We start from the raw sequence: 25,435 nt of genomic DNA on the forward strand, positions 1-25,435 counted from the left end.
CCTGGCATGGCATCCACCATCCGCTGCGACATCGTCAGCGCCGAAGCCGAGATCTTCCGCGGCGAAGCCGAATTGATCGTCGCCACCGGTGAGCTGGGCGAGCTCGGCATCGCGCCGAAGCACGCTCCGCTGATCACGCGCCTCAAGCCGGGCAAGGTCGTCGTGACCCTGCCGGGCGGCGAAAAGCTCGACTTCGCCATCTCCGGCGGCATCCTCGAGGTGCAGCCGCAGGTCGTCACCGTCCTCGCCGATACCGCAGTCCGCGCGGAAGACATCGACGAAGCCGCCGTGCGCGCCGCGAAGGAAGAAGCCGAGCGCATCCTCGCCGGCCGCGGTGAAGCGATGGAAGTCGCCGAAGCCCAGGCCAAGCTGGCCGAAACCGTCGCCCAGCTGCAAGCGCTGGAACGCCTGCGCAAGAACCTCAAGCACTGAGGTCCTCGCGAAAAGCAGAATCGAAAACGCCGGCGAAAGCCGGCGTTTTTGTTTGCGTGTCCACGTGACCGCTGCTCGCATCGGAGGCAAAACGCCACGAAATGCAGGCGAAATTGCTGTTTTTGTGAATCCCACTCGCTTCATTCTGGCCTCGCGTGCGAGGCTTGATCGAAGACAACTGAAGTGCCCATGGCCTGCGCTCGCGGCCATGGCGGGGAAAGGAGTGGGATGTGCGATCTATCGGAACTGCGTGCGTGGCCATGGGTATGGCCGCGGCAATTGCGTTGCCTGCGCTCTGCGCGAACATCGACGCCAACGAGTACCAGAAGCGCCTGAAGGTGTATCAGACGATCGAACCGCTCGGGGCAACGCCGCTGGGTGAGTCGATCAATCTCTACACCGGCGAGGCGTCGTTCTCCAATGTGGACATCCGCCTCGAAGGCACCGGCCCGACGATCGAGATCGTGCGGCAATTCCGACGCGGTGATCCGGCGGAAACGCAGGAGCAGGTGCCCAATGGCTTCGGCGATTGGGTGCTGGTCATCCCCAACATCGAAACGCTTACGCCGGGCCGCGAAGGGTGGCAGGTGGGCGAGACCACGCCCAGCAACGCCCGTTGCACGCAGTTCGGGCCGATGTATTCGCCGGAACAAGGCGTGTATCCGCGCTATGGCGGCGTCGACCTCGACAAATGGTGGCGCGGGTATCAGTTGACCACGCCCGACGGCGGCAAGCAGGAATTGCTGAAGCGCGCCCCATCCAACCTCCGCAAACCGGCGACCGGCAATTACCCGGCGGTTACCTACACGCAATGGCAGGTCGGTTGCCTGGACACCATCCAGGGCGGTGCCAGCGGCGACGAGGCATTCGTCGCGCTCGCGCCGGATGGGACACGCTACTGGCTGGACAAGCTGGCATATTCCACCTATCAGGGCATGGCGTACATGGATGGCGGCGACAAGGCCGGCACCTACGTACTCACGCGTCGCGTCGGCCGCCTGTACGCAACACAGGTGCAGGACCGCTTCGGCAACTCGCTGACCTACTCGTGGACGGGCGACCAACTCACGCGCATCCACGCCAGTGATGGCCGGCACGTGGTTATCGAATGGGCGCCCGCGACCAACCTCATTCAGGCGATCAAGGTCATGCCCGGCACGCCGGTGGAGCGCACGTGGACCTACACGTACGCGAACAACCGGCTCACGCAACTGACGTTGCCCGATGCCTCGTACTGGGCCTTCAACCTGAGCGCCAGCATGGGCGCGCCGTTGCTTCCCTACAACGTGCTCGGGTGCTTCAACGCCAACCCCGCGCCGGGCGGTGATGGTTCCGGCACCGGCTCATCGCCGACGGGGCAAGTCGACGCGACGGCAACCATTCGCCACCCCAGCGGGCTCATCGGCACCTTCAACTTCGCACGTCGCCTGCACGCGCAGTCCTCGGTGCCGAGCTACTGCCCGAACGACCCGGGCGAAGTGAACGAAACCGGGAACCCGTACTTCGTCAGCATGGCATTGGTCGATAAGACGCTGTCCGGTCCAGGTCTTACGAACCAGACCTGGCGCTACGACTACGAGATCCCGCGCGCGAGCCTCGACCGCTATTGCCCGACACCCACGTCGTGCCCGACCACGGCATATGTCGACGTCACCGACCCCGCCAATGCCGTCACGCGCTACACCTACAGCACGCGCTTCGACACGCTCGAAGGGCAACTGCTGCGCGTGGACTACAACCTGGTCAACGGCGTGGCCACCAAGACCGACCTGACCGAGTACTACACGCCCTACGGGCTGCGGCCGACGGCGTTCCCCGACGGCGGCACCTTCGGCGGCGGCAATTGGTACAAGGTGGACGGCCTGACGCCGGCACGCAAGCGCACCACGCTGTTGCAAGGCCGCGCATTCGTCTGGGAAGTGCCCGACACCTGCGGTGCGAACGGGCAGGGCTCCGGCACATTGCCTTGCTTCGATGCGTACCGGCGCCCGACGAAGATCACCAAGTCCAGCGCACCGGCGCCCTGACCATGGCCGCCGAGAAGGAATCCACGATGAAGCGACTCCACATCGCCGCGGCGCTTGCGCTGGCCACGGCGCAGGTCAATGCGCAGACCTACAGCCGCACCGACGAGATCACCTACGAAGACAACGCCGCTGTCTGGGTGATCGGGCAACAGAAGCAATCGAAAAACGTCGACACGCAACTGATCGAATCGCGAACGCTGTTCGATGCGGGGACGGCGTTGCCGGTGCAGACGTTCGCCTTTGAAAAGCTGCAGCAGACCTTTGCGTACGACGCGCTGGGGAATCTCGCGGCGATCTCGGACGGCCGCGACACGCCGACCTTCAATACCACGATCAAGTTCGAGGAATGGAAGCGCGGCATTCCGCAGAAGATCACGTTCGCGGATGGCAACTACCGCTCCGCGCTCGTCGATGACCTCGGCCTGATCAAGTATGTCGAGGACGAACTTCGCAATCGCACCTGCTACACGTTTGACCCCGTGGGGCGCCTGGCCGGCATCACGTATCCGTCGGACACTGCACAGACGTGCGACACCTCGCGCTGGAACCCGCTGGTCCGCTCGTTCCAGCCATCGGGCACGGCCGAGGCAGGCTTGCCGATCGGCCATTGGGTCGAGCAGGTCGCCACGGACAAGGGGGTTCAGGTCACGCGCTTCGACGCGCTGTGGCGTCCGGTGGTCACGGACCGATATGACGACACGAGCGCAGCGAGCAAGCTCGCGACGCGCAGCATGTCGGTCACGCGTTATGCGCCGCAAGGCGGCGTTGCATTCCAGTCCTATCCGTCGGCGCTGGTGTCCAACTACGCAACCGTTACCGCCGGAACGCGAACGACGTATGACGCGCTCGGCCGGCCGACGCGTGTCGAGCAGGACACCGAGCTCGGCTTGGCGATCACGCAGCACGAGTATCTGTCCAACTTCCAGTACCGGGTGACCTCGCCGAAAACCACCCAGACGACCACGTCGTATTACACATACGACGAGCCATCGACGGATTTGCCTTCCGGCATCTTTTCGCCGGAGGGCGTCGTCACGTCCATCGTTCGCGACAGGTTCGGCAAGCCTGAAGCCATTACCCGCGGCAACGCGAGTGGGACGATTGCAGTCGCGCGCAGCTTCACGTACGCCACCGATCAATCGCTTTGCCGAACCGCAGAGCCGGAAACCGGCGTGACATTGATGGATTACGACGACGCCGGCAACCTCGCCTGGTCCGCCGCTGGTCTTCCGGAAGGCACCCCATGCGGCGGCAGCACCGTCGTCGGCGGGATCGAGCGCAAGTCCACCCGCACGTACGACAACCGCAATCGCCTGACGGTGCTGGAGTTCGGCGACGATGTCGGCGAGCAGGTTTGGAACTACACCGCCGACGGCCTTCCAAATGGTGTCTGGAACTACAACGGCGCAGGCCGCACGCAAGGCGTGTACCGTGCTTATGCGTACAACACCCGCCGCATGATCGCCGGCACCGGCGAAACCGTGTACCAGCCCGGCCAATACACCTGGTCCCTCGGCTACGGATACAACGCAAACGGTTTTCAGGTCACGCAGGTCAACCCGGATACCTCGGGGCTCACGTTCGCCGTCAACGCCCTTGGCCAGACGACCGGCATCACCGGGACTTCGGGCACGTACGTCTCCAACGCGACGTACTACCCCAACGGCGCGCTCGACCAGTTCACGTACGGCAACGGCATCGTCCACAAGCTCCTTCAGAACGCCCGCGGCATGCCCGACCGCAGCAAGGACAGCTATGGCACCACGGCGTTCCTGGACGACAGCTACACCTACGACTACAACGGCAACGTCGCAGGAATCAGCGACGGACGCAGCGGCGCACGCGGCAATCGCACCATGACGTACGACGGGCTGGACCGACTGACCTCGGTTACCTCGCCGATGTTCAACGGAACGATCAATTACACGTACGACGTGCTGGACAATATCCAGGCGCTGAGCGCGCCGGCGAATGGCAGCATGGCCGAACGTAAGTGGCGGTATTGCTACGAAGCAGCAACCAACCGTCTGCAGTTCCTGCGAGAGATCACTTCCAATTGCAGTTCCGGCACCACGGCGTACAACGCGTTGACCTTCGATGTGCAGGGCAACCTGACCAGCAAGGGCGGCCAAGGCTACACGTTCAGCCAGGACAACCGTCTGCGGGAAGTGAACGGCAAGGAGACATACCTCTACGACGCGCACGGTCTTCGGGTGCAAGCGACAAGCATGCCGGGCACCGGCAAGATCCTCTCGCTCTACAGCAAGGCCGGCCAAATCGCGTTCCAGCGCGACGAGCGCGCTCTAACGAACAACGCGTACGTTTACCTCGCCGGTAGCTTCGTCATGACGCGCGAGCAACCGCTCTCGGGCGGTCCGCCGACGTTGAAGTTCCATCACACCGATGCGTTGGGAACGCCCATGGTGGTGACCGGGCTTGCGCGCAACATCATCGAGCAGAGCGAGTACGAGCCGTATGGGCGCGTGGCGAATCGGGCGATGCATGGGGGACCAGGATTCACCGGTCATGTGGAGGATTCGCTGACTGGCATGACCTACATGCAGCAGCGGTACTACGACTCCGACGTTGTCGCGTTCTTGAGCGTAGACCCAATGGCCGTAGATACGGCAACGGCTTGGAACTTCAACCGATACAACTATGCTGCAGGCAACCCATACAAATTCAAGGATCCAGATGGCCGAGTGATCGATACCGTCTGGGACGTCGCCAGCGTGGTCTATGACCTAGGAAAAGTCGGTTACGGTGTGTACAAGGGAGATCGCGAGCTTGTCAAGGAAGGGTTGATTGATGCCGGGTTCGATGCTGCTGCAATCCTCATACCGTTTGTCCCCGCAGGCGCTTCAAAGGCCGTTCGCGCAGGCGACAAGGCAATGGATGCGGTTCGAGCCACTACAGATTTTAAGGACTTCAATCAGGCGCGGAACGCCGCGATCGGTTGGCTAGGAGATAAAGGATTCAAGGCAGAGAAAGCGACGCTGGGCAAATTCGGTGAGAATAAGGGAAAGCCAGTGGGCATGACGACAGCTGATGGAAAGTCTGGATTTCGTGTGGAGTACGATGGCCGGCACGGCGCTCACATAAATGTATGGTCCGGTAAGGAAAAGCAGACCTTTACTTTCAAAGGAACTCCAGAACAAGTCAACAAATTGGTTAGGCAGTTCATCAAGGAGCATCAATGACGCCTCAGGATGATCTGTTGCTGAGTTTGCGGAAGCTGGGTCTCGGCGAAAGGATTCAAGTAATTCCAGATTCCTCTACCTTCTTTGCGGCAATCGAGTCGCGATTCCCGATTACAGGGTCAAAAGTTGATTGGCAACTACTTGAAAGCGAGTACCGCCAACTTCGTACTGACAACGAAGGAGAAGAATTTGCTGAGTTTCTAGTTGAGCTTGGGAGTCGCTTTAAATTGGCTGGTAAAGCGACGTATGCTGGAGATGGCTTGACTGATGTTGCAATCATCTTCGACTTCGCGGACGCCGGTCGCCTTGCCGAAGCCGTAGCTGGCATTCCTCAGCATCACTATATCGCCAACCAGGAAATGCAGTGGTGTGCTTCCCTGACGATGGAGCGTGAGATGTGGTTTGCCTTCGCTCCGTGTTCTAGTAAATAGAAGCGTGTTGCCATCCAGCTACGGCGTGCGTTCCATCTGTTGAGACGTAAAGGTTATCGGCTGGTGCTTCGAACGATTGGCGAACGAGCTGGACGCCGTGGTGGGCGCCATCCACTTCGATCGGGCGCTTGCTGGTTCGATGCCCGGGAGGAATAGCCCCGGGGTTTGGCTTTCTCGGCTTCGCCAAGTAGCCTGACCCGATGAACCTCCAAGAACGACTGAAACTCACCAATCACCTCCTCACCGCGGTGACTTGGGCAGCGCTATTCGCGCTGTCGCTCCATCTGGTCGTGGTGAAGGTCGCGCTCGCATCCAAGCCCGACCTCGTCTACCTGATCGCGCCGGTCATCCTGCTGCTGGTCGTCATCCGTTCGACGCGCAGGTACTTCCACTACAGGAAGTTGATGCAACGAGGGCGGGTCGCGAAGTACCTTGATCTCATGCGCGCGTTCCTGGGATGCGCGATTACCGCGAACCAGTTCCAAGCCAGTTACCTGCAGACATTCAAGGCCGATGACAGCAAGTTTTCCGCCATGGAATACGAGATTCTGAACCGCGTTTTCTGCGACGCGGACTGTTACACCACCGATGTGCAGCTCCGCGCAGAGAAGCCGGAAATTCTCATCGACGAGGCGGAGCTTCGGCGCAACGTGGCAGTAGCCCTGGGCGATCTGTGCGCGTTGGAAAATGCCCCGCAACGGGCCTGATTACTTCTTGTAAACCCAATGCCGTGACAAGAAGAACCCGGTCACCCCAAGCACGCCTTCCACCGCAGGCTTCGCCAACCAAGCCCACTTCAACCCCAAGTGATCGTCGATCGCGCCCATGCTCCACGTGCTGACGAAGGTGGTGCACAGCCACATCAGGATGAAGCGGGTGAGTTGCTTGCGGCCGACCACCGTGTCGTCGCCGCGGAAGGTGAGCTTGCCATTGAGCCAGTAGCCGAGCATTGCGCCGGCCACGCGGCCGAGGACGTTGGCCAGTTCGATCACCATCCCCCAGTGGCTCAGGAGGACCATGACGCCCCAGTCCACCAGCCATTGCACGATGCCGATGATCAGGTATCCGCGGGCGTGGCGGCCGAGCGTCATGCGGCGGTCCCTGCAAGGCTGTCGTGCGTCATCCGTGGACCCGTGAAGGAAAGGGCAACGCATCCTAGCAGCGGCCGCCGCTAGAATCCGTCGTCATTGTTCCCCGGATCGGACCCCGATGCCCGCACCCCTGCACGTCGTCATCCTCGCCGCCGGCGAAGGCAAGCGCATGCGTTCCACCTTGCCCAAGGTCCTGCACCGCATTGCGGGCAAGCCGATGCTCGGGCAGGTGATCGACGCGGCGCGGGCGTTGTCGCCCGAAGGCATCCACGTCGTCTACGGCCACGGTGGCGAGCGCGTGCAGCAGGCCTTCGCCGGTCAGCCCGACCTGCAGTGGGCAGAGCAGGCGCAACAGCTCGGCACCGCGCACGCGGTGCAGCAGGCGATGCCCAACGTGCCTGATGGCGCGCAGGTGCTGGTGCTGTACGGCGACGTCCCGTTGATCACGGCGCAGACGTTGCGCCGCTTGCTCGATGCGCCGGGCCGCCTGGCCGTGCTGGCCGCCGAATTGCCCGATCCCACCGGCTACGGCCGCATCCTGCGCGACGCCGAAGGCCGCGTGGCCTCCATCGTCGAACACAAGGACGCGACCGACGATGAGCGCCAGATCCGCCTGGTCAACACCGGCGTGATCGCGGTGGAATCCACCGCGTTGAAGCGCTGGCTGGTGCGCGTGTCCAACGACAACGCGCAGGGTGAGTATTACCTCACCGACGTCTTCCGCGAAGCCGCCTCCGAATTCAGCGCCGCGGAAATCGTCATCGCCGCCGATCCGCTGGAAACCGAGGGCGCCAACGATCCGTGGCAGCTCGCGCAGCTCGAACGCGCATTCCAGTTGCGCACGGCGCGCGCGCTGTGTGTCGAAGGCGTGCGTTTCGCCGACCCGGCGCGCGTGGACATCCGCGGCGACGTGACAGTCGGGCGCGATGTCGAGGTCGACGTGAATGTCGTGTTCGAAGGCACCGTCGTGCTCGGCGACGGCGTCCGCATCGGGCCGTTCTGTCGATTGAAGGACGTCTCGCTCGCAGCGGGCACCGAAGTGCGCGCGCATTGCGATCTCGAAGGCGCGACCACCGAAGGCGCGGTCATGATCGGCCCGTTCGCGCGCCTGCGCCCGGGCACCGTGCTCGCCGACGGCGTGCACATCGGCAACTTCGTCGAGACCAAGAACGCGAAACTGGGCGTCGGCAGCAAGGCCAACCACCTCACGTATCTCGGCGATGCGGTGGTCGGCGGCGGCGTCAACATCGGCGCGGGCACGATCACGTGCAACTACGACGGCGCGAACAAATCGACGACGACGATCCACGACGGTGCGTTCATCGGCTCCAACAGCGCGCTGGTGGCGCCGGTGACGATCGGCAAGGACGCGACGATCGGCGCGGGCTCGGTCATCGGCAAGGACGCACCGGACGGCAAGCTGACGCTGTCGCGTGCGAAGCAGACCACGCTCGAAGGCTGGCAGCGGCCGGTGAAGAAGCCGAAGTAGACGTTTCGCGGGCACATATGCCCGTCGGGACAATTGTGCGCCGGGGTGCGCACTGCGGACCATGGCGCAATGCATGCGGCCGCGGTCTCGATGGTCAGGAACGAGTGCGACGTGATCGAACTGTTCGCGCGCATCAACCTGCGTGCGTTCGCGCACCTGTTCATCGTCGATCACGGCAGCAACGACGGCACGCCGGCCATCCTGGAGCGCCTGCGGTTGGAAGGCCTGCCGATCACCGTGCTGCACGAGCACGGGATCCAACAAACGCAAGCGCAGACGCTCACGCGGCTGGTGCGGCACGTGGCGGCCCTCGGGCGATACGGGTACGTCGTGCCGCTGGATGCCGACGAGTTCGTGCAGTTGCCGGCGGGATTCGAGTGGGAATCGCTCGACGAGACGCTTGGCGATGCGTACTACGGCCAGGTGCATTGGGCGACCTACGTGCCGATGTGCGGGGATTTCTTCGGCGCGCGCGCGCCGCTGCATGCGCACTTCCGGCTGCGCGCGATGGCGCTGCCGGAGGAATCGAAGGTCGTGTTGCCGCGCGCCGCCGCGCTCGATTGCACCTTGGGGCCGGGGAGCCATGCGGCGCACACGCCGTCGGGCCATGCGCCGAAGGTGTTGCCGTTGTCGCTCTGCCACGCACCCGTGCGCAGTGCGGGTCAATTGCTGCGCAAGGCCTTGATCGGCACGCATGTGCTGTCGATCAAACCCGATCGGCTGCCGACCGAAGGCGCGCATTGGGACGCACTGGCCGCGGAACTGCGCCGGCGCGATTACCGCTGCGACGACGATTTCCTGAAAGCGATGGCGTTGCGGTATGCGCTTCCGGCCGATGCGCCGCTCCCGCGCGTGGATGACGAAGGCGATGCCTGCGCGCATCGGATCGGGACCGACGACGACGTGATCCGCCATCGCGACCTGGCGCACATCGACGTGATCGCTGGGCTGGACGGATTCCTTGCGAAGGCGTGCGCGGAGATCAACGCGCTGTCGGCGATCGGCAACCCCGCCGCGCGCAAGCGCCGCTGGTTACGCTGGTAGCGTCATCGCCACGCACAAACCGCCGCCCTGGCGGTTCAGCAGCGCGATGCGCCCGCCATGCGCTTCGGCGATCTCACGCGCGAGCGCGAGGCCCAGGCCGGTGCCATGCCGCTTGGTCGAATAGAACGGCAGCAACGCATTGGCGAGCACCGCTTCGTTCATGCCGCTGCCGCGGTCCAGCACTTCGATGCGCCAGCTCTCCGGCAAGCGTTTGAGCGCGAGCGTGACATCGCCGTGCGCCGAGCCGGATTCGTGCGCGTTCTTGAGCAGGTTGAGCAGGCATTGGGACAACTGCGCGGCGTCGAAGCGCCCGATGCCGGGTTCGTCCGCGCCCTCGTACGCGAACTCCACCTGCGAATGCAGCTGCGCGATGAAGCGCTTCCATTCCACCGATTCCAGGCGCGGCGCAGGCAGCTTGGCGAAGCGTGCGTAGTCGCGGATGAAGCCTTCCAGGTGCCGCGCGCGGTCCTCGATGGTCGCCAGTGCGTTCGGCAAACGCTCGTACTGCCCGCGCTTGACCAACTCCGCGCCCGAGTGCGCCAGCGAGGCAATCGGTGCGAGCGAGTTGTTCAACTCGTGGCTGATCACGCGGATCACCTTCTTCCACGTTTGCACTTCCTGCCGGCGCAGCTCCGCGGTCAGTTGGCGCAGCAGCAACAACTCGTGCTTGCGGCCGTTGAGGCGGAAGCTGCGGCGGGAGAGGTGGTAGATCTCTTCGTGCTCCGCATCGCCGACGGTGAACATGCCGTCGCCGCCGCGTTGCAGGGCTTCGCGCAGCGCATCGGGCGAGCGGTCGAGGATCTCCTCGAACGATTGGCCTTCCAGGCGCTTGCCGTCGCCGAGCAACTTGCGCGCGGCGAGGTTGCCGTGCACGACGCGATGATGCGGGTCGACCAGCACCATCGCGACGGGCGTGTGCTGCACCATCGTGTCGAGCAGCAACTCGCGCTGCACGAGCGCGATGCGCTGCTCGCGCAACGCATCGCCTAGGTCGTTGTGCGCGTCGACCAGGTCGCCGAGTTCGTTCTTCGCATGCCACGACAGGCCGAAGCTGAAGTCGCCGTCGCGGTAGCTCGCCACCGTGCCGGCCAGTGCGCGGAACAAAGAGCGCATCGGCGAGAACGCGCGGCGCACGTGGTAGTACAGCAGCGGGAGCAACAGTGCCGGTGCGACCAGGATCGCCCACCACGGGTGTTCGAGCACCGCCGCCAGCACCACGGAGATCGTGGAGGCGAGCAGCAGGTACGCGCCGGCCAGGATCGTGAACGTCGTGCTCAGCGTCAGGCGACGGCCGGTGACGGGAGGCGCCATGTCAGTCGCGCTTGATGCCGAGGCGGTCGAGGCGGCGATACAACGCCTGGCGCGACAGGCCGAGTTCGCTCGCGGCCTGCGCGAGTACGCCGCCCGCGCGGTCGAGCGCGGATTCGATCTGCGCGCGATCCGGCTCGTCGCCCGATAACGCGGACTGCGCGGCCACCGCCGGCGCCTGCAATCCCAGGTCGGCCGGCGTGAGTTCCTCGTCGCGCGCGAGCAGTGCCGCGCGCTGCAGCGTGTTGCGCAGCTCGCGCACGTTGCCCGGCCAGGCGTGCGCACGCAACGCGCGCTCGGCGGCGGACCCCAGGCGCTTGCCCGACGGCAGGAAGTGGCGCGCGAGCGGCAGGATGTCGTCGGGGCGTTGCGCGAGCGGGAGCAACTTCAATTCGATGGCGTTGAGGCGATAGAACAAGTCTTCGCGGAACTGGCCGCTCCCGATCAACGAAGGCAAATCGGCGTTGGTCGCACTCACGACGCGCACTTTGACTTCGCGCTCGCGGTTGCTGCCCAGGCGTTGGAAGCGGCCCGTCTCCAGCACGCGCAACAGCTTCACTTGCCCCGCCAGCGGCAGCGTGCCGATTTCATCGAGGAACAAGGTGCCGCCGTCTGCGGCTTCGAACTTGCCTTCGCGCGCCTTGTTCGCGCCCGTGTAGGCGCCGGCGTCGGCGCCGAACAATTCCGCTTCGATCAACTCGCCCGGCAACGCACCGCAGTTGACGGCGATGAAGGGGCCGTTCCGGACGCTCGAATTGGCGTGGATGATCTCCGCGTACTTTTCCTTGCCGGTGCCGTTGGGGCCGGTGACGAGCACGGGGAGATCGGAACGCGCGACCTGGCAGGCCAGCGTCAACGTCGCTTCGCTCGCCGGATCGGCGAACACGAGGCCTTTCAGATCATGTTCGCGCAGCAGTGCATCGCGCCGGCGCTTCTCACTGCTGCGATGGCGCTGCAACTCGTCGCGCGTCTGCGCGAGTTCCAGCAGGTTGTTGACCGTCGCGAGCAGCTTGCGGTCGTCCCACGGTTTGGCGAGGTAGTCGGCGGCGCCGGCCTTCACCAGGTCGACGGCCGATTCCAGGTGCGTCCACGCGGTGAGCAGGATGACGGGCAGGTCGGGGTGGCGTTCGCGGATGGCGCCGAACAGCGCGACGCCTTCTTCGCCGGAGGTCGTGTCCGCATGGAAGTTCATGTCCTGCACGACCAGGTCGATCGCCTCGCGCGACAGCAGCGCCAGCCCGTCGTCCGGCGTCGTCACCGAGCGCGTGTCGATGTCGTGCAGCGAGAACAGCGTTTCCAGCGCCGTGGCGACTGCGGGGTTGTCGTCGATGACGAGGATCGTGGGCATGGATGTCCGCAAGCGTACCTAAAGAAAAGGGGCCGCACCGATCCCGGCGCGGCCCCCGCTTGGCCTTGGGGGCCGGAACGACGTGGTGGCGCGGGTCAGACCGAGCGCGTGGCGACCGCCGGCGGCACGGAGGCGGCCTTGCGCGCGGGGCCGAACACCGAGACCTGGCCGAGCAGCCAGAGCACCAGCGCACCGATCGGCAGGTACATCAACGGCAGGCGCGGGAGCTCGTACTTGCCCATGAGCAACTGGTTGATGCCGAAGGCGAGCACCATGCCGATGGCGATGCCGAGCGTGGCGAGCAGGAAGTTCTCGGTCTGGAAGTAGCGCGTGATCTGCCCCTTCGTCGCACCGAGCGCACGCCGCACGCCGATCTGGCGCGTGCGCTGCTGTACCCAGAAGCTGGCCAGGCCCACGATCCCGAGCGCAGTGACGATCAGCAGCGCGACGCACACCGACGCGAGCATCCACGCCATCGAGCGGTCGGCGCGGTAGAACTCCGAACGCATGTCTTCCATCGTGTCCTTGTTGAGGATCAGGCGGTTGTTGGCGTTCTTCAGCAGCGCCTTCTCCGCCGCGGCCAGCGTCGCCTGGCGCTGCGAGGCGTCGGCGATGCGGATCTCGTAGTTGCCGCCGACGTTGTACGAGGTGCGCACCGGCAACAGCTGCGAGTACTCGTATCCGCCGGGGCCGTCGCCGTTGTAGTTCGGGCGCACGAAGTGGTCGACGATGCCGATCACGCGCGTGGGGTCGTCGCCCCAGCTGTAGTACTGCTTGCCGATCGGGTTCTCGCCGGGCCACAGCTTGTCGGCAGTGGCCTTCGACAGGATCGCCACGTGCGGCTGCACCTTGCTGTTGGGCTTTTCCAGTTCGCTGAACAACACAACGTCGTCCGGCGTGAAGTTGCGCCCGGCGACCAGCTTCAGGCCCATCGTGTCGAGGAACTGCACGTCGCCCATGTACACCGTGGCGTTGAGGTTCTGGTGCGTCTGTTCCTTGGTCAGGTTGATGCTGCTGTTCCAGGAACTGTTGTTGAAGGGCACCTGGTTGGTCGTCGTGGCGTTCTTGACGCCCGGCAACGCACGCAGCGCGGCCAGGTCGGTCTGCGTCAGCGAATCGGCGTCCTCGTCGGTGCCGATGCCGCCGACCTGCACGCGCACGATGTGCTGCTCGTCGAAGCCGCTGACCTTGTTGATGGATTCCAGTCGCCCGCTGATGAGGAACAGCGCGTTGCAGATGATGGCGCAGCTCAACGCGATCTCGAGGACGATCAGGGACGCGGCCGTCTTGTGGCGGCGCAGCGTCGAGAGGATGGGTCGGAGTTCCATGGGGGGCCTCACTGCGACTTGAGTTGGACGGCGGGCGTCACCTGGCAGGCATGCCACGCCGGCACGAGGCCCGCGAGCACGCTGGCCAGGATGGCGAGCGCGAAGGTCATGAGGAACATCGCCGGATCCAGGTGCGCGAGATCGGCGTAGCCGACCGGCTGCTGGCGCACGGCCCACAGCCCGAGCATCGCAAGGCCGAGGCCCAGCACGCCGCCGGCGAGGCCGACCGTGCCGGCTTCGACCAGGCACTGCGCGAAGATCGCGCGGCGCGAGGCGCCCAGCGCACGGCGCACGCCGATTTCGCTGGAACGACGCAGGAACTTGGCGAGCAACAGTCCGACGGTGTTGAGCAGGCACACGGCGAGGAAGCCGAACGCCAGCCACACCTGCAACCGCACGTCGCCCGGCACCACGCGCTTGAAGTCCAGCCATTCCATGACGCTGCGCAGGCGCACGTTGGTCGGACGCTGGAAGCGGCCGGACTGGCGCTGCTGGTCGGAGTAGTTCGACAGGTAACGCTTGTAGGCGTCCGCTTTTTCCGGCGTGTCGAGCTGCACCCAGTACTGCATCCAGGTGCACGGCGCGCTGACGCCGGTTTCGCCTTCCGGATCGTCCTCGTCCTTGCCGTCGTCCCAGCAGTTCATCGACCCGTTGCGGCCCATCTTGAGGTCGCGCGAGGTGGTGAAGGGCAGGTAGATCTGTTCGGCCTCGCCGTAGCGATCGGAGTTGAGGTCGTAGAACTTCGGCTTCGGGCGGTAATCCTCCATGACGCCGACGATGCGGAAGTCGTTGTCGTCCATGCGCAGCGTCTTGCCGACCACCTGCACGCTGCCGAACAACTTCTCGGCGAGCTTGCGCGTGATCACGGTGACGCGGTCGTGCGCGTCGTCCTGCGCCTTCGACCAGCCGTTGCCGGCGAGGAACTTCATGTCGAACATCGGGAAGAAATCAGCCGAGGCGTAACGCGCATCCAGCGCGAAGGGCGCCAGGCCCTGCTTGTCGGGCTGCACGGCCACGCCGCCGCCGGTCATCAACACCTGGCGGTCGCCCTTGGCTTCGCGCAGGAGTTGCTCGGCGTCGTAACGCGTGACCTGGTCGTCGGGTTCTTCGCCCGGCGTGTAGCCGTCCATGCTTTGCGGATCGAGCTGCACGGCGAACAACTGGCCGCTCTTGTGCGGGATCGGGTCGCCGGAGAGGACGTGGAAGACGGTGAGCGTGGTCATGCTCGCGCCGATGCCGAGCGCGATGGCCAGCACCATCAGTGCGGTGAGGACGCGATTGCGCCGGAAACTGCGCAATGCGAGATCGAAGTAGTAACCGAACATGGGTGCGGCCCTCTTACGGCGTTTCGGCGAGCGAGGCGGCGGCGACGCGGGACAGGCTGGGTTCGACGGACAGGTCCGTCGCCATGCCGTCGACGATGTGGACGTTGCGCTGCGCGCGCGCGGCCAGTTCCGGATCGTGCGTGACCATCACGATGGTGGTGCCGTTGGCGTTGATCTCTTCCAGCAGCTCCAGCACGCCGCGCGCCATCTGCGAGTCGAGGTTGCCCGTCGGTTCGTCGGCCAGCAGCAGGCGCGGCGTGCCGGCGAGCGCACGCGCGATGGCCGCGCGCTGTTGCTGGCCGCCGGAGAGTTCGGCCGGGTAGTGCTTCATGCGCGAACCCAGGCCCACGCGCGAGAGCGCGTCTTCGATCCGCGCCTTGCGCTCGGACGCGCTCATGCCGCGGTAGCGCAGCGGGACGTCGCAGTTGTCGAACAGGTTGAGGTCGGGGATGAGGTTGAAGCTCTGGAAGATGAAACCGATCTTCTGGTTGCGCAGCTTGCTGCGCGCATCGTCCGAGAGGCCCTGCACGTCCTGGCCATCGAGCTGGTACACACCGCCGGTGAAGGTCTCCAGCAGGCCCGCGATGTTGAGGAAGGTCGTCTTGCCCGAGCCCGACGGGCCGGTGACGGCGACGAACTCGCCTTCGCGCACGTGCAGGTCCAGCGACCGCAACGCGTGGGTTTCGACGAGTTCGGTGCGGTAGACCTTGGTGACCTGGCGCATGTCGAGCATGACGGTGTTCCTTCTTCTGGGGTTCGAGCGTGGATGCGGGAGAGTGCGGAAACGTTGCGTGTCAGTTGATGGCGATGCTTTCGGCGTCGCCGAACTGGTCGGCGCCGGAGACGACGATGCGGTCGCCTTCCTTCGCGCCATCGAGGATTTCGACCGCGCTGATGCTCGCGGCGCCCAGTCGCACGGGCTTCTTGACGGCGGTGTCGCCGTCCATCACCCACGCGCTGTTGCCGCCGCCTTCGTCGACGAACGGGCCGCGTTCGACCTGCAGCACGTTCTTGCGCGTATCCATAACGATGCGCGCGGACAGGCGCTGGTTCTGGCGCAGGCCCGGGGGCTGCTTGCCCGAGAAGCGCAGGCGGCTGGTGACCTCGCCATTGACCACTTCGGGCGACACCGCGGCGACGTGCGCTTCGTACGGCGCGCCGCCCGAGCTGCGGATTTCGGCCGGCATGCCGATGCCGAGGTCGCGCGCGAAGCTTTCGGGGATGCGGATCTCGACCTCGAATTCGGTGAGGTCGACGACGCTCAGCACCGGCGCGTTCTGCGCGACGTTGGCGCGCTGCGCGACCTGCACCTGGCCCACTTGACCGTCGAACGGCGCGCGCAGCGTGAGCGCGGCGACCTGGCGCTGCAGTTCGACGACGACCGCGCGCTGGCGGTCGGCGAGCAGACGCTTGTTGCGCGTGTCGAGCGTGGCGCCCTGGCCGGACAGGCCGACATCGGACTTGGCGTGCGACAGGCCGATGTCGGCGCTCTTCAGCGAATCCTGCGCCTTGGCGACGTCGACCTGCGCCACCGCGCCGCCTTCGAAGGCACGCTGGTAACGCTCCAGGTCGCGCACCGCGGCCTGGCGGAGGATGCTCGCTTCGTCGAGCGCCTTGCGGGCGTTGGCGCGCGAGAGTTGGCCATCGAGCGCGGCGCGGCTGGCTTCGGCTTCGAGGCCCGCGAGCGCGGCTTCTTCCTGCGCGAGCTTGCTGCGCAATTCGGGGCTGTCGATTTCGGCGAGCGCCTGGCCTTTCTTGACCGCATCGCCCGCGACTACCTTCAACGTGACCGTGCCGCCGGCGATGGCGTAGAGCACCGGGCTGTTGGCGGCGATGACGCGGCCGTCGGCGGAGATGTCGCGGATCAAATCACCACGCGTGACTTCGGCGATGCGCACGCGCGCCGAATCGACCGAACGATTGCCCGCGCTCCAACCGGAGGCCACCCAGCCGGCGAGCAGCAGCAAACCCACGCCCGCGCCGCCGGCGATCAGCCACGACCGCTTGATCTTCGGCAGGCGGCGCGCGGTTGGCGCGCCGGCGGCGGGGGTGGACGAGGAAAGCGGACGGTCCTGTCCGGAGGTGTCGCGGATGGCCATGGGGAACTCGCAAGGTGACTGCAGGGTTATCAGCACGAAACGTGCCAGCGCCAAGCCATTGATTCGAAAGGGCGGACGCCCCATTGTCCGGGTGTCCACGCGGACACCACGCCGTCCGGCGGACAGTGTCCGCAGCTCATCCGTATGCCAGCGGGCATTCGGGGATTTCACGCGTCCACTAGACTGTGGGCCCTTGCAGGAGTTGAACAATCCCATGTGCGGCATCGTTGGCGCGATCGCGGATCGCGATGTGGTTCCGGTCCTCATCGAAGGTCTGAAGCGGCTGGAATATCGCGGGTACGACTCGGCGGGCATCGCGGTCGTCGACAGCAGCGCGGGCGACGTGCGCCGCGTGCGCCGCACCGGGCGCGTGGCGGAAATGGAAGCGGCCGCGCAGGCCGAACACTTCGCATCGCGCCTGGGGATCGGCCACACGCGCTGGGCCACGCACGGCGGCGTCACCGAAGGCAACGCGCATCCGCACGTGAGCCACGGCGAGCTCGCGCTGGTGCACAACGGCATCATCGAAAACCACGAGCAGCAGCGCGAACGCCTGCGCAAGCTCGGCTACGAATTCGAATCGCAGACCGACACCGAGGTCATCGCGCACCTGGTGCACCACTACCGCGCGCAGGGCGACTCGCTGTTGCATGCGCTGCAGAAGGCGGTGAAGGAACTGCACGGCGCGTACGCGATCGCGGTGATCGACAAGCGCGATCCCGACCGCATGGTCGCCGCGCGCATGGGCTGCCCGCTGCTGGTCGGCCTGGGCGAGGGCGAGAACTTCGTCGCCTCCGACGTCTCGGCCATCGTGTCCTCCACGCGCCGCGTGATCTTCCTCGAAGAAGGCGACACGGCCGAGCTCACGCGCGACAGCGTCAAGGTGTTCGACGCCAACGGCGCGCCGATCGACCGCGACGTGCACGTGTCCGACGTCTCGCTCGCTTCGCTGGAACTCGGCCCGTACCGCCATTTCATGCAGAAGGAGATCCACGAGCAGCCGCGCGCCGTGGCCGACACGATCGAAGCGGTGATCGACAACAACGGATTCTCCGCGTCGCTGTTCGGTGCCAACGCCGAAGCCGTGATGGGCGATATCGAGGCCGTGCAGATCCTCGCGTGCGGTACAAGCTATTACGCCGGCCTGGTCGCGCGGTACTGGATCGAATCGATCGTCGGCATCCCGTGCGCGGTCGACATCGCCAGCGAATATCGCTATCGCCAGGTCGTCGCCAATCCGAAGCAGCTGGTCGTCACCATCTCGCAGTCGGGCGAAACGCTCGACACGATGGAGGCGCTGAAGTACGCCAAGTCGCTCGGCCACGAGCGCACGCTGTCGATCTGCAACGTGCCCGAAAGCGCGATCCCGCGCGCCAGCAAGCTCGTGTACTACACGCGCGCCGGCGCGGAGATCGGCGTGGCCTCGACGAAGGCATTCACCACGCAGCTGGTCGCGTTGTTCACGCTGACGTGCACGCTGGCCAAGCTGCGGGGCACGCTGGATCCGGAACTGGAACAGGGGCATCTGGAATGCCTGCGCCAGCTGCCGGGCAGCGTGCAGCACGCGCTGAACCTCGAGCCGCAGATCGTCGCGTGGGCGGAGAAGTTCGCGGGCAAGCAGCACGCCTTGTTCCTCGGCCGCGGCATGCACTATCCGATCGCGCTGGAAGGCGCGCTCAAGCTCAAGGAAATCTCGTACATCCACGCCGAGGCGTATCCGGCGGGCGAGCTCAAGCACGGCCCGCTGGCGTTGGTGGACAGCGCGATGCCAGTCGTCGTGATCGCGCCGAACGACAGCCTGCTGGAAAAGGTGAAGTCCAACATCCAGGAAGTGCGCGCGCGCGGCGGCGAAATGTTCGTGTTCGCCGACGCCGACAGCCAGTTCGGCGAATCCGAAGCGGTGCACGTCATCCGCACGCCGCGGCACGTCGGCGTGCTGTCGCCGATCGTGCATGCGATCCCTGTACAACTGCTGGCGTACCATGCAGCACTCGCGCGCGGGACCGATGTCGACAAGCCGCGCAACCTGGCCAAGTCCGTCACCGTCGAGTAAGCGGCAAACTCATCGCGGAACGGATTTCCGGCGACGGCGCACGCAGCCCGTGCGCGTCGCCCGCGAATTTCCCCATTCGGAAACCTGTCTGCGTGCGTCGCGCGATGCCGCGGGGCAACGCGCGCGCGTGCGCAATGCGGACACCTTCTGCAAAACCGTTGCGCCGGAATCCACGCGCACGTCGGAACCGCGTTCCGGGTGACACCTGTGGCATTCGTGCGGCGCGGCATCGACGATGCATCCGCGCAGCGTGCGATGGAAGCGTTGCCAGCGGCGGTTCGAATGGCTGGTCAATCCCTGCGCGCAGCCGTTCGTCGTGACGCCCGTTCACCCGTGAGCGCAAGGCCTCACCAATCGCACATCTGGCACCGAACCTGCGCCCGCTCGGGCACCGGCCGCCGCATCGGGGGAACAGTTGCGCGATCGGCAATAAGAGCAACAAGGGAGTACCCCAATGCGCAAGACAGTCCTCGCCTCGTTCCTGCTGCTCGCCTGCGGCCTTGCCGGCCAGGCGTATGCACAGGACGTCAACGTGACAGGCGACAACAACACGACGGACAACAACTCCAACAATTCCACGGGAGACAACCGCGACAACACAGGGCCGGCGACGGCCGGCGGCCCGGGCAGCGCAGCTGCGACCAACGGCGGCACCGCCACGGCGACATTCTCCGATTCGTTCAACACCAGCAGCGTCGTGGCCAACACGACACTCAACGGCACGGTGTCCGGCAACACCATTGCGCCGCTGGGTAACGTCGCGACCAACAACGGCAACAACAACTCCGGTGCCGGTGGCGCGGGCGGTTCCGCGACCGGTGGCGCCGCGACAGGCGGCACGGGCGCCGGCGGCGCCGGTGGCCCGGGCAGTGCAGCGACCGCGAGCAGCGGCGATGGCGGCGACAGCATCGCCGACAGCAGCGGTGCGACCGGCACATCGACCGCGGCAGGCGGCGGTGCGACAGGCGCCGGCGGCAGCGTGGCCAATACCAGTGGTGATGGCGACAACACCAACACCGGTGGCGACGGCACTGCCACGGGTGGTGCGGCCGACTCGACCGCGAGCGCGACAACCGGCGATTCCACCAGCACCGGCGGCAACAGCGGCGAAGTGGCCGCGACCGGCGGCAACGGTGGCGACGGTGGCTCGGGCACGGGCGGCGACGGCAACGGCGGCGATGGCAACGCAGCCGCGGGTGGCGACGGTGGAGCGGGCGGATCGATCACGGTCGATGCCGGCACGTTCGATTCGTCGAACTCGATGGACAGCGTCGGCCAATCGGCGGCGGGCGTGATGATGGCCGCGCAGAACAGCGGTGCAGCCTCGCTGATCCAGCAGGGCATGACCGTGCAGGCCAACCTCGACGTCGGCGCGCCGTAGACCACACGTCGAACGGACCAGGCGCGCGCGCCAACGCGCGCGCCTGGCGGAAGGAGTCGCCATGCACATCCAACGCAAGGCGCGAACACGCATGCGGCGCGATGCGTTCGCGCTCGTATTCTTCGCGGCCGCATCGCCGGCGGCCCTCGCGCAACAGGCGAATGCGACATTCGCAACACCGGTCGACAACGCGGCGCTCGACGCCCAACGCGGCGGCGACGGCACGCTCGTCAACACGGTCGACATCGACATCGACCTGGACGGCACGGTCGACGGCAACACCGCGATCGACAACGTCACGGGACAGAACCTGATCGACGGCGGCAGCTTCGCCAACAACGCGGGCATCGCCACCGTGATCCAGAACTCGGGCAATAACGTGCTCATCCAGAACGGCATGGCGGTCAGCGTGCAGTTCCTGGGCGCGACCACGGCCGCACCGCCATGATCCGGCGGCGCGCGCGCTGGCACGCGATCGCAACGGGCGCGCTGTTTGCGCTCGGCGTCGCCTGCGCGCACGCCGGTTCGGTGCCGTTGCACGATGGCAACGGCGACTATGCAGTGCGCGTGACGAGCCTGAAGGAAGCGCGCTTCGCCACCGTGGTGCGGCAACGCTACGACTTCAGTTGCGGATCGGCGGCGGTGGCGACGTTGCTGACGCATCACTTCGGCCGGCCCGTGCGCGAAGCGGACGTCTTCCAGGAGATGTACGCGCAAGGCGACCAGGCGCGTATCCGGAAGCTCGGATTTTCCTTGCTCGACATGCGCCGCTACCTGCAGGCGCACGGGTTCCGCGCAGATGGGTTCGCACTGCCGCTGGAAAAGCTGGCAGAGGAAGGCGTGCCGGCAATCGTGTTGCTCAACGACCGCGGCTATCGGCATTTCGTCGTGGTGAAGGGGATCCGCGGCAATCGCGTGCTCGTGGGCGATCCCGCCGCGGGCCTGCGTACGATCCGGCGCGATCGCTTCGACACGTTGTGGGAGTCGCGCGTGTTGTTCGTCGTGCACAACCATCGCGACCTGGCGCAATTCAACAACCCGCGCGACTGGCGCATCGCGCCGGCCGGGCCGCTGGACCTGTCGATCCAGCGCGACGGGCTGCAGCATGTCGTGATGCCGCGACGCGGGCCGGGCGATGTGTAGGGCGATCGCGCTCTTCGCGTTGTTCGCCATCGCGCCGGCGTTCGCGCAGGACGCCGCGCCGAACGTGCGCGACCTGCCGCCCGACTGGCAGGCCGTCGCGCCGTCGAGACTGGCGCAAATGCGCGGCGGATTCACCATTCCCGGCGGCGCCAACATTTCCTTCGGCATCGAACGTGCGGTGTACATCAACGGCACGCTCGTCGTCGAAACGCGGGCGTACGTGCCCGACCTGTCGCGCATCACGACCGACCAGGCGCAGGCGCTCTCGCGCGCGATCGCGCCGCTGGTCGTGCGCAACGGCGCGGGCAACACCGCGTCGGTGTCGCCCGGCGCGGTGGGGACGCTGACCATCGTGCAGAACTCGCTGGACAACCAGCGCATCGCGGGCATGACGGCGCTGACGGTCGGCGTCGGCTCGCTCGCGCAATTCCAGGCGCTCAACGCCAGCGGCGCGTTGATCGACGCACAGCTTCGACTCGCATCCACCCGCTGATCCACGACAAGGAGGTCGCGCCATGGCCCGACGTGCATGCAGTCTTCGACGGCTGGCGCTTGCGATGGCGGTGTGTGGCGCGACCGGTGGCGCATGGGCGCAGCAGAAGGCGGAAAGTACGGAAGCGCGCATCGAACGGCTGGAAGCGCAGGTGAAGGCGCAGTCCGCGCGGCTGGATTCGATGGAGAAGACGCTGATCGAACGCGAGTTCGAGATCGCCGAATTGAAGCAGGCGATCGGGATGGACGACATGCGTGCGCGCGGCACCGCGTCGCAACCGGCACCACAGGCGCAACCGGCGCAGGCGACGGCGCAGCAATCGCAGCAACGCCAGGCACCGGTGGGACAGGCTCCGCCCGAGGCGGAGAACCCGCCGCAGGTCGCGCAGATCTTCGATCAACCCAGCGTGCTGACGCCGGCGGGCTCGTTCGTCTTCGAGCCTTCGTTGCAGGTGGGCTACTGGGCGAACGACCGCGTCGCGCTCGTCGGCTACTCGGTGATCCCTGCGCTGCTCATCGGCCTGATCGACGTGCGCCAAGTGAAGATCACCAGCGCCACCGCCGCATTCGCCGCGCGCTGGGGCGTCTCGAAAGGCTTCGAACTCGAAGCGCGCATTCCCTACGTCTACACGAACACCGACACGGTGAGCCGCGAGATATTCACCGGCACGGCGGTGGATCGCGTGTTCGAAGCCGACGGCAAGGGCATCGGCGATGTCGAACTCACCGGGCGCTATCAGTTCAGTCATTCGGGGCCCGACAAGCCGTTCTACGTGGGGTGGCTGCGTTACAAGAGCACCACCGGGAGGGATCCGTTCGAAGTGCCGTCCGATTGCGTCACGCGCTGCGTGGGCAACGCCACCGGCACGGGGTTGCCGCTCGAATTGCCGACGGGCACCGGTTTCCAGTCGCTGCAGGCCGGCGTGACCTGGCTCTATGCGTCGGACCCGGCGGTGTTCTTCGGGAACCTGAGCTATCTGCACAACTTCGAGCGCGACAACGTGCAGCGGCAAGTGCTCGGCGGTGCGAAGGAATCGCTGGGGTCGATCGACGTGGGCGATGTGTTCGGGCTCAACGTCGGCGTCGGTTTGGCGCTGAACGAGAAGGCCTCGATCAGCATCGGCTACGAGCAGAACTTCATCGGCAAGACGCAGCAGAACGGGCAGGACCTGCCGGGCGCGGTGCGGTTGGTGACGGGGACCTTGCTGCTCGGCGCGAGTTATCGCTTCAGCGACACACGCATGCTCAATGTCTCGCTCGGCGTGGGCACGACCCGGGATACGCCGGATGTGACGCTCACCGTGCGGACGCCTTTCTCGGTGCGCTGACGCCTTCGACTGCCGCTTCAACGCGAATCGTCCGCGCCTGATCGGGTTGCGCGCCGCTATCTGCGCGGTTCGCGCAATGGCCAGCATGAAAGGGCGCGAGCACCAGGGGGATGTCGATCCGCGATGTCCGGTGCCGCGGGGAGAGGGCATCGATGCACGTGAAACCAGCGTGGTGGGCGGGCGCGTTGTGCGCGTCGCTGTGGTGGATGGGCATGGCACGGGCGGAAGAGACGTCCGGTGAAGCGGTCGCGCAGGAAGACGTGCCACCCGACGTGCCCGACGAAATCGCGATCGGCGAAAATAGCGACGCGGCGGGCGAGAAGAGCATCTCGATCGGCGTCTGGAGCCGCGCCGGCGGCATCGGCTCGCTCGCATTCGGCTACAACGCGATGGCCGACGCCGACGGCGCGCTCGCCTTCGGCAGCGACAGCGCGGCGATGGGGGCGTTGTCGCTCGCCTTCGGGCAGGGCAGCGTGGCATCGGACGCCGGCGGCATCGCGGTCGGCGGACATGCGCAGGCGCTGGGCCTCTACGGCGTGGCGATCGGACAGGAAGCGATCGCGACCAATCCGTTGAGCATCGCCCTCGGGTACCGATCGCTCAACAACGCGATCGGAAGCGTCACCATCGGCGCACATTCCACTGCGACGGGCATGGACGCCACGGCCGTGGGCTACGGGTCGAAGGCGACGGGCCTGGGTGCAACGGCATTCGGCAGCGGTTCGTTCTCCGAAGGATTCGAAAGCGTTGCAGTCGGCGTGGGCAGCTATGGCGTGCGCCAAGGCACGGCCATCGGTGCGTTCACCAGCGCGGGCGATCTGTCCGTCGCGATCGGCGCCCAGGCATGGGCGAGCATCGTCGCGACCTCGGTCGGCGCGATGTCGGTCGCGACGCTGAGCGGCACCGCCGTCGGCAATTCGTCGCGCGCCATGAAAGAGCGCACGTCGGCGTTCGGCATGCATGCGAACGCCAACGAGGAACGCACCTCGGCCTTCGGCGCGTACTCGCGCGTGTACAACTACGCGGGTACGACGCTCGGCGCATTCGCGCAGGTGCATGCCGACAATGCGGTGGCCATCGGCATGGGCTCGTATGCCACGCGCGCGAACACGGTCTCGTTCGGTTCGACCGAAACCTACACCGCGTATGACGGCTCGGTGCACGGGCCGATCCTGCGGCAACTCGTGAACGTCGCCGCAGGCACGGAAGCCAACGACGTCGTCATCAAGGCGCAGCTCGATAGCGCCATCGCTTCGATCACCGGGCAAGTGGATGGCGGGTTGGGCGGGTTCCAGTCGACGCTCGATGGATTGCACGGGCGCATGGGCGCGCTCGAAGCGGCGTTCGGGCAAATGCCGGAAACGCCGAAGGGGCCGGATGTCGGCAGCGGCGCCGGCCTCGCGCTCGGGGCGGGCAGCAGCGCCGTCGCCGATGCGGTCGCGATCGGCGCGGGTGCGGTGGCGGGAGAAGCCGGCACGGTGTCGGTCGGCGCCGCGGGATCGGAAAGCCGCGTCGTGCACGTCGACGACGCACGCGCCGCCACCGATGCGGTGAACCTGCGCCAGATGCAGGCCACGCAGGCCGCGACGCTCAATGAAGCGCGCGCGTACACCGACCAGTGGGCGCAGGGGCTGACGCAGCGATTCACCGAAGTCGAAAAGCGCCTCGACCACCAGGACACGCGCATCGACCAAATGGGTGCGATGTCGGCCGCGATGATGAGCATGTCCATCAACGCCGCGCAAAGCCGCACCGATCGCGGGCGCCTCGCCGCCGGTGCGGGCTGGCAGGGCGGCGAGAACGCCTTGTCCGTCGGCTACGCACGCAACATCGGCGATCGCATCTCGCTCAGTCTCGGCGGTGCGTTCAGCAATGACGAAAGCAGCGCCGGCATCGGCTTCGGCATCGACCTGTGA

General features: G+C 66.0%; 21 protein-coding genes. 14 read left to right on the forward strand and 7 right to left on the reverse strand.

Going from position 1 to position 25,435, the window contains the following annotated elements; translation table 11 throughout:
* Window positions 1–6: 6 nt before the first annotated feature.
* The 5 genes from LF41_RS13265 (at window position 7) to LF41_RS13280 (ending at window position 6,797) form a co-directional block, all read left to right on the forward strand.
* Window positions 7–432 carry a F0F1 ATP synthase subunit epsilon gene (locus LF41_RS13265; RefSeq protein WP_036170523.1) on the forward strand — a complete coding sequence of 142 codons (426 nt, stop codon included), beginning with the start codon at window positions 7–9 and terminating at the stop codon, window positions 430–432.
* Window positions 433–686: 254 nt separating this feature from the next.
* On the forward strand, window positions 687–2,459 hold the full coding sequence (locus LF41_RS13270) for a hypothetical protein (RefSeq protein ID WP_152600021.1): 1,773 nt from the start codon (window positions 687–689) through the stop codon (window positions 2,457–2,459).
* A gap of 2 nt (window positions 2,460–2,461) precedes the next feature.
* On the forward strand, window positions 2,462–5,659 hold the full coding sequence (locus LF41_RS13275) for an RHS repeat-associated core domain-containing protein (RefSeq protein WP_052116434.1): 3,198 nt from the start codon (window positions 2,462–2,464) through the stop codon (window positions 5,657–5,659).
* Complete coding sequence (locus tag LF41_RS16795) at window positions 5,656–6,090, forward strand: hypothetical protein (RefSeq protein ID WP_152600022.1); 435 nt, start codon at window positions 5,656–5,658, stop codon at window positions 6,088–6,090. Before LF41_RS13275 ends, LF41_RS16795 begins: the two co-directional genes overlap by 4 nt.
* 200 nt (window positions 6,091–6,290) lie before the next feature.
* Entirely contained in the window at window positions 6,291–6,797 is a 507-nt protein-coding gene (locus tag LF41_RS13280) for a colicin immunity domain-containing protein (RefSeq protein ID WP_036170527.1), read from the forward strand.
* Here the strand turns inward: LF41_RS13280 and LF41_RS13285 are convergent, their stop codons facing one another.
* Complete coding sequence (locus LF41_RS13285; RefSeq protein WP_036170528.1) at window positions 6,798–7,181, reverse strand: GtrA family protein; 384 nt, start codon at window positions 7,179–7,181, stop codon at window positions 6,798–6,800. It lies immediately after the preceding gene.
* 118 nt (window positions 7,182–7,299) lie between these two features.
* On the opposite strand from LF41_RS13285, the gene glmU reads away from it, so the two are divergent.
* Together glmU and LF41_RS13295 are read left to right on the forward strand one after the other, a co-directional pair.
* Entirely contained in the window at window positions 7,300–8,670 is a 1,371-nt protein-coding gene (gene glmU / locus LF41_RS13290) for a bifunctional UDP-N-acetylglucosamine diphosphorylase/glucosamine-1-phosphate N-acetyltransferase GlmU (RefSeq protein WP_036170529.1), read from the forward strand.
* A gap of 90 nt (window positions 8,671–8,760) precedes the next feature.
* Window positions 8,761–9,714, forward strand: a complete 954-nt coding sequence (locus LF41_RS13295) for a glycosyltransferase family 2 protein (protein WP_272913796.1) — start codon at window positions 8,761–8,763, stop codon at window positions 9,712–9,714.
* On the opposite strand, the gene LF41_RS13300 is transcribed toward LF41_RS13295, so the two are convergent.
* The 6 genes from LF41_RS13300 to LF41_RS13325 form a co-directional block, all read right to left on the reverse strand.
* Window positions 9,703–11,025: a sensor histidine kinase gene (locus tag LF41_RS13300; RefSeq protein ID WP_084073640.1), complete on the reverse strand. Its 1,323-nt coding sequence runs from the start codon at window positions 11,023–11,025 to the stop codon at window positions 9,703–9,705. The two genes, LF41_RS13295 and LF41_RS13300, sit on opposite strands and share 12 nt — an antisense overlap.
* 1 nt (window position 11,026) lies before the next feature.
* Entirely contained in the window at window positions 11,027–12,370 is a 1,344-nt protein-coding gene (locus LF41_RS13305; protein WP_036170531.1) for a sigma-54-dependent transcriptional regulator, read from the reverse strand.
* Between the two features lie 95 nt (window positions 12,371–12,465).
* Window positions 12,466–13,698, reverse strand: a complete 1,233-nt coding sequence (locus LF41_RS13310; protein WP_036170532.1) for an ABC transporter permease — start codon at window positions 13,696–13,698, stop codon at window positions 12,466–12,468.
* An 8-nt stretch (window positions 13,699–13,706) separates the two neighbouring features.
* Window positions 13,707–15,023 (reverse strand): ABC transporter permease, encoded by a 1,317-nt coding sequence (locus LF41_RS13315; protein ID WP_036170533.1) that lies wholly within the window; start codon window positions 15,021–15,023, stop codon window positions 13,707–13,709.
* Window positions 15,024–15,036: 13 nt separating this feature from the next.
* On the reverse strand, window positions 15,037–15,756 hold the full coding sequence (locus tag LF41_RS13320) for an ABC transporter ATP-binding protein (RefSeq protein ID WP_036170534.1): 720 nt from the start codon (window positions 15,754–15,756) through the stop codon (window positions 15,037–15,039).
* Between the two features lie 61 nt (window positions 15,757–15,817).
* Entirely contained in the window at window positions 15,818–17,122 is a 1,305-nt protein-coding gene (locus LF41_RS13325) for an efflux RND transporter periplasmic adaptor subunit (RefSeq protein ID WP_036170535.1), read from the reverse strand.
* 214 nt (window positions 17,123–17,336) lie between these two features.
* Between LF41_RS13325 and glmS the strand changes: the two genes are divergently transcribed.
* From glmS to LF41_RS13360, 7 genes are all read left to right on the forward strand, one after another.
* On the forward strand, window positions 17,337–19,175 hold the full coding sequence (gene glmS, locus LF41_RS13330) for a glutamine--fructose-6-phosphate transaminase (isomerizing) (protein WP_036170919.1): 1,839 nt from the start codon (window positions 17,337–17,339) through the stop codon (window positions 19,173–19,175).
* 454 nt (window positions 19,176–19,629) lie between these two features.
* Window positions 19,630–20,556 carry a hypothetical protein gene (locus LF41_RS13335; RefSeq protein ID WP_036170537.1) on the forward strand — a complete coding sequence of 309 codons (927 nt, stop codon included), beginning with the start codon at window positions 19,630–19,632 and terminating at the stop codon, window positions 20,554–20,556.
* Window positions 20,557–20,617: 61 nt separating this feature from the next.
* Window positions 20,618–21,004 carry a hypothetical protein gene (locus LF41_RS13340; protein WP_202594052.1) on the forward strand — a complete coding sequence of 129 codons (387 nt, stop codon included), beginning with the start codon at window positions 20,618–20,620 and terminating at the stop codon, window positions 21,002–21,004.
* Window positions 21,001–21,699 carry a C39 family peptidase gene (locus LF41_RS13345; RefSeq protein WP_036170539.1) on the forward strand — a complete coding sequence of 233 codons (699 nt, stop codon included), beginning with the start codon at window positions 21,001–21,003 and terminating at the stop codon, window positions 21,697–21,699. Before LF41_RS13340 ends, LF41_RS13345 begins: the two co-directional genes overlap by 4 nt.
* Window positions 21,692–22,192, forward strand: coding sequence for a hypothetical protein (locus LF41_RS13350; protein ID WP_052116436.1), 501 nt, complete (start codon window positions 21,692–21,694; stop codon window positions 22,190–22,192). Before LF41_RS13345 ends, LF41_RS13350 begins: the two co-directional genes overlap by 8 nt.
* Window positions 22,193–22,214: 22 nt before the next feature.
* Window positions 22,215–23,519 carry an acetate kinase gene (locus LF41_RS13355; RefSeq protein ID WP_036170541.1) on the forward strand — a complete coding sequence of 435 codons (1,305 nt, stop codon included), beginning with the start codon at window positions 22,215–22,217 and terminating at the stop codon, window positions 23,517–23,519.
* Between the two features lie 152 nt (window positions 23,520–23,671).
* Entirely contained in the window at window positions 23,672–25,435 is a 1,764-nt protein-coding gene (locus LF41_RS13360) for a YadA-like family protein (RefSeq protein ID WP_036170543.1), read from the forward strand.

Origin of the sequence: Lysobacter dokdonensis DS-58 (genome assembly GCF_000770795.1) — a bacterium.
GTDB lineage: Bacteria > Pseudomonadota > Gammaproteobacteria > Xanthomonadales > Xanthomonadaceae > Noviluteimonas > Noviluteimonas dokdonensis.

Coding starts and splice junctions, on each gene's coding strand:
- LF41_RS13275 (WP_052116434.1), top strand. CDS start 2,462: ATGGCCGCCGAGAAGGAATCCACGATGAAGCGACTCCACATCGCCGCG.
- LF41_RS13300 (WP_084073640.1), bottom strand. CDS start 11,025: ATGGCGCCTCCCGTCACCGGCCGTCGCCTGACGCTGAGCACGACGTTC.
- LF41_RS13360 (WP_036170543.1), top strand. CDS start 23,672: ATGCACGTGAAACCAGCGTGGTGGGCGGGCGCGTTGTGCGCGTCGCTG.
- LF41_RS13345 (WP_036170539.1), top strand. CDS start 21,001: ATGATCCGGCGGCGCGCGCGCTGGCACGCGATCGCAACGGGCGCGCTG.
- LF41_RS13310 (WP_036170532.1), bottom strand. CDS start 13,698: ATGGAACTCCGACCCATCCTCTCGACGCTGCGCCGCCACAAGACGGCC.
- glmS (WP_036170919.1), top strand. CDS start 17,337: ATGTGCGGCATCGTTGGCGCGATCGCGGATCGCGATGTGGTTCCGGTC.
- LF41_RS13305 (WP_036170531.1), bottom strand. CDS start 12,370: ATGCCCACGATCCTCGTCATCGACGACAACCCCGCAGTCGCCACGGCG.
- LF41_RS13280 (WP_036170527.1), top strand. CDS start 6,291: ATGAACCTCCAAGAACGACTGAAACTCACCAATCACCTCCTCACCGCG.
- LF41_RS13355 (WP_036170541.1), top strand. CDS start 22,215: ATGGCCCGACGTGCATGCAGTCTTCGACGGCTGGCGCTTGCGATGGCG.
- LF41_RS13265 (WP_036170523.1), top strand. CDS start 7: ATGGCATCCACCATCCGCTGCGACATCGTCAGCGCCGAAGCCGAGATC.
- glmU (WP_036170529.1), top strand. CDS start 7,300: ATGCCCGCACCCCTGCACGTCGTCATCCTCGCCGCCGGCGAAGGCAAG.
- LF41_RS13350 (WP_052116436.1), top strand. CDS start 21,692: ATGTGTAGGGCGATCGCGCTCTTCGCGTTGTTCGCCATCGCGCCGGCG.
- LF41_RS13295 (WP_272913796.1), top strand. CDS start 8,761: ATGGTCAGGAACGAGTGCGACGTGATCGAACTGTTCGCGCGCATCAAC.
- LF41_RS13285 (WP_036170528.1), bottom strand. CDS start 7,181: ATGACGCTCGGCCGCCACGCCCGCGGATACCTGATCATCGGCATCGTG.
- LF41_RS16795 (WP_152600022.1), top strand. CDS start 5,656: ATGACGCCTCAGGATGATCTGTTGCTGAGTTTGCGGAAGCTGGGTCTC.
- LF41_RS13315 (WP_036170533.1), bottom strand. CDS start 15,023: ATGTTCGGTTACTACTTCGATCTCGCATTGCGCAGTTTCCGGCGCAAT.
- LF41_RS13340 (WP_202594052.1), top strand. CDS start 20,618: ATGCACATCCAACGCAAGGCGCGAACACGCATGCGGCGCGATGCGTTC.
- LF41_RS13320 (WP_036170534.1), bottom strand. CDS start 15,756: ATGCTCGACATGCGCCAGGTCACCAAGGTCTACCGCACCGAACTCGTC.
- LF41_RS13325 (WP_036170535.1), bottom strand. CDS start 17,122: ATGGCCATCCGCGACACCTCCGGACAGGACCGTCCGCTTTCCTCGTCC.
- LF41_RS13335 (WP_036170537.1), top strand. CDS start 19,630: ATGCGCAAGACAGTCCTCGCCTCGTTCCTGCTGCTCGCCTGCGGCCTT.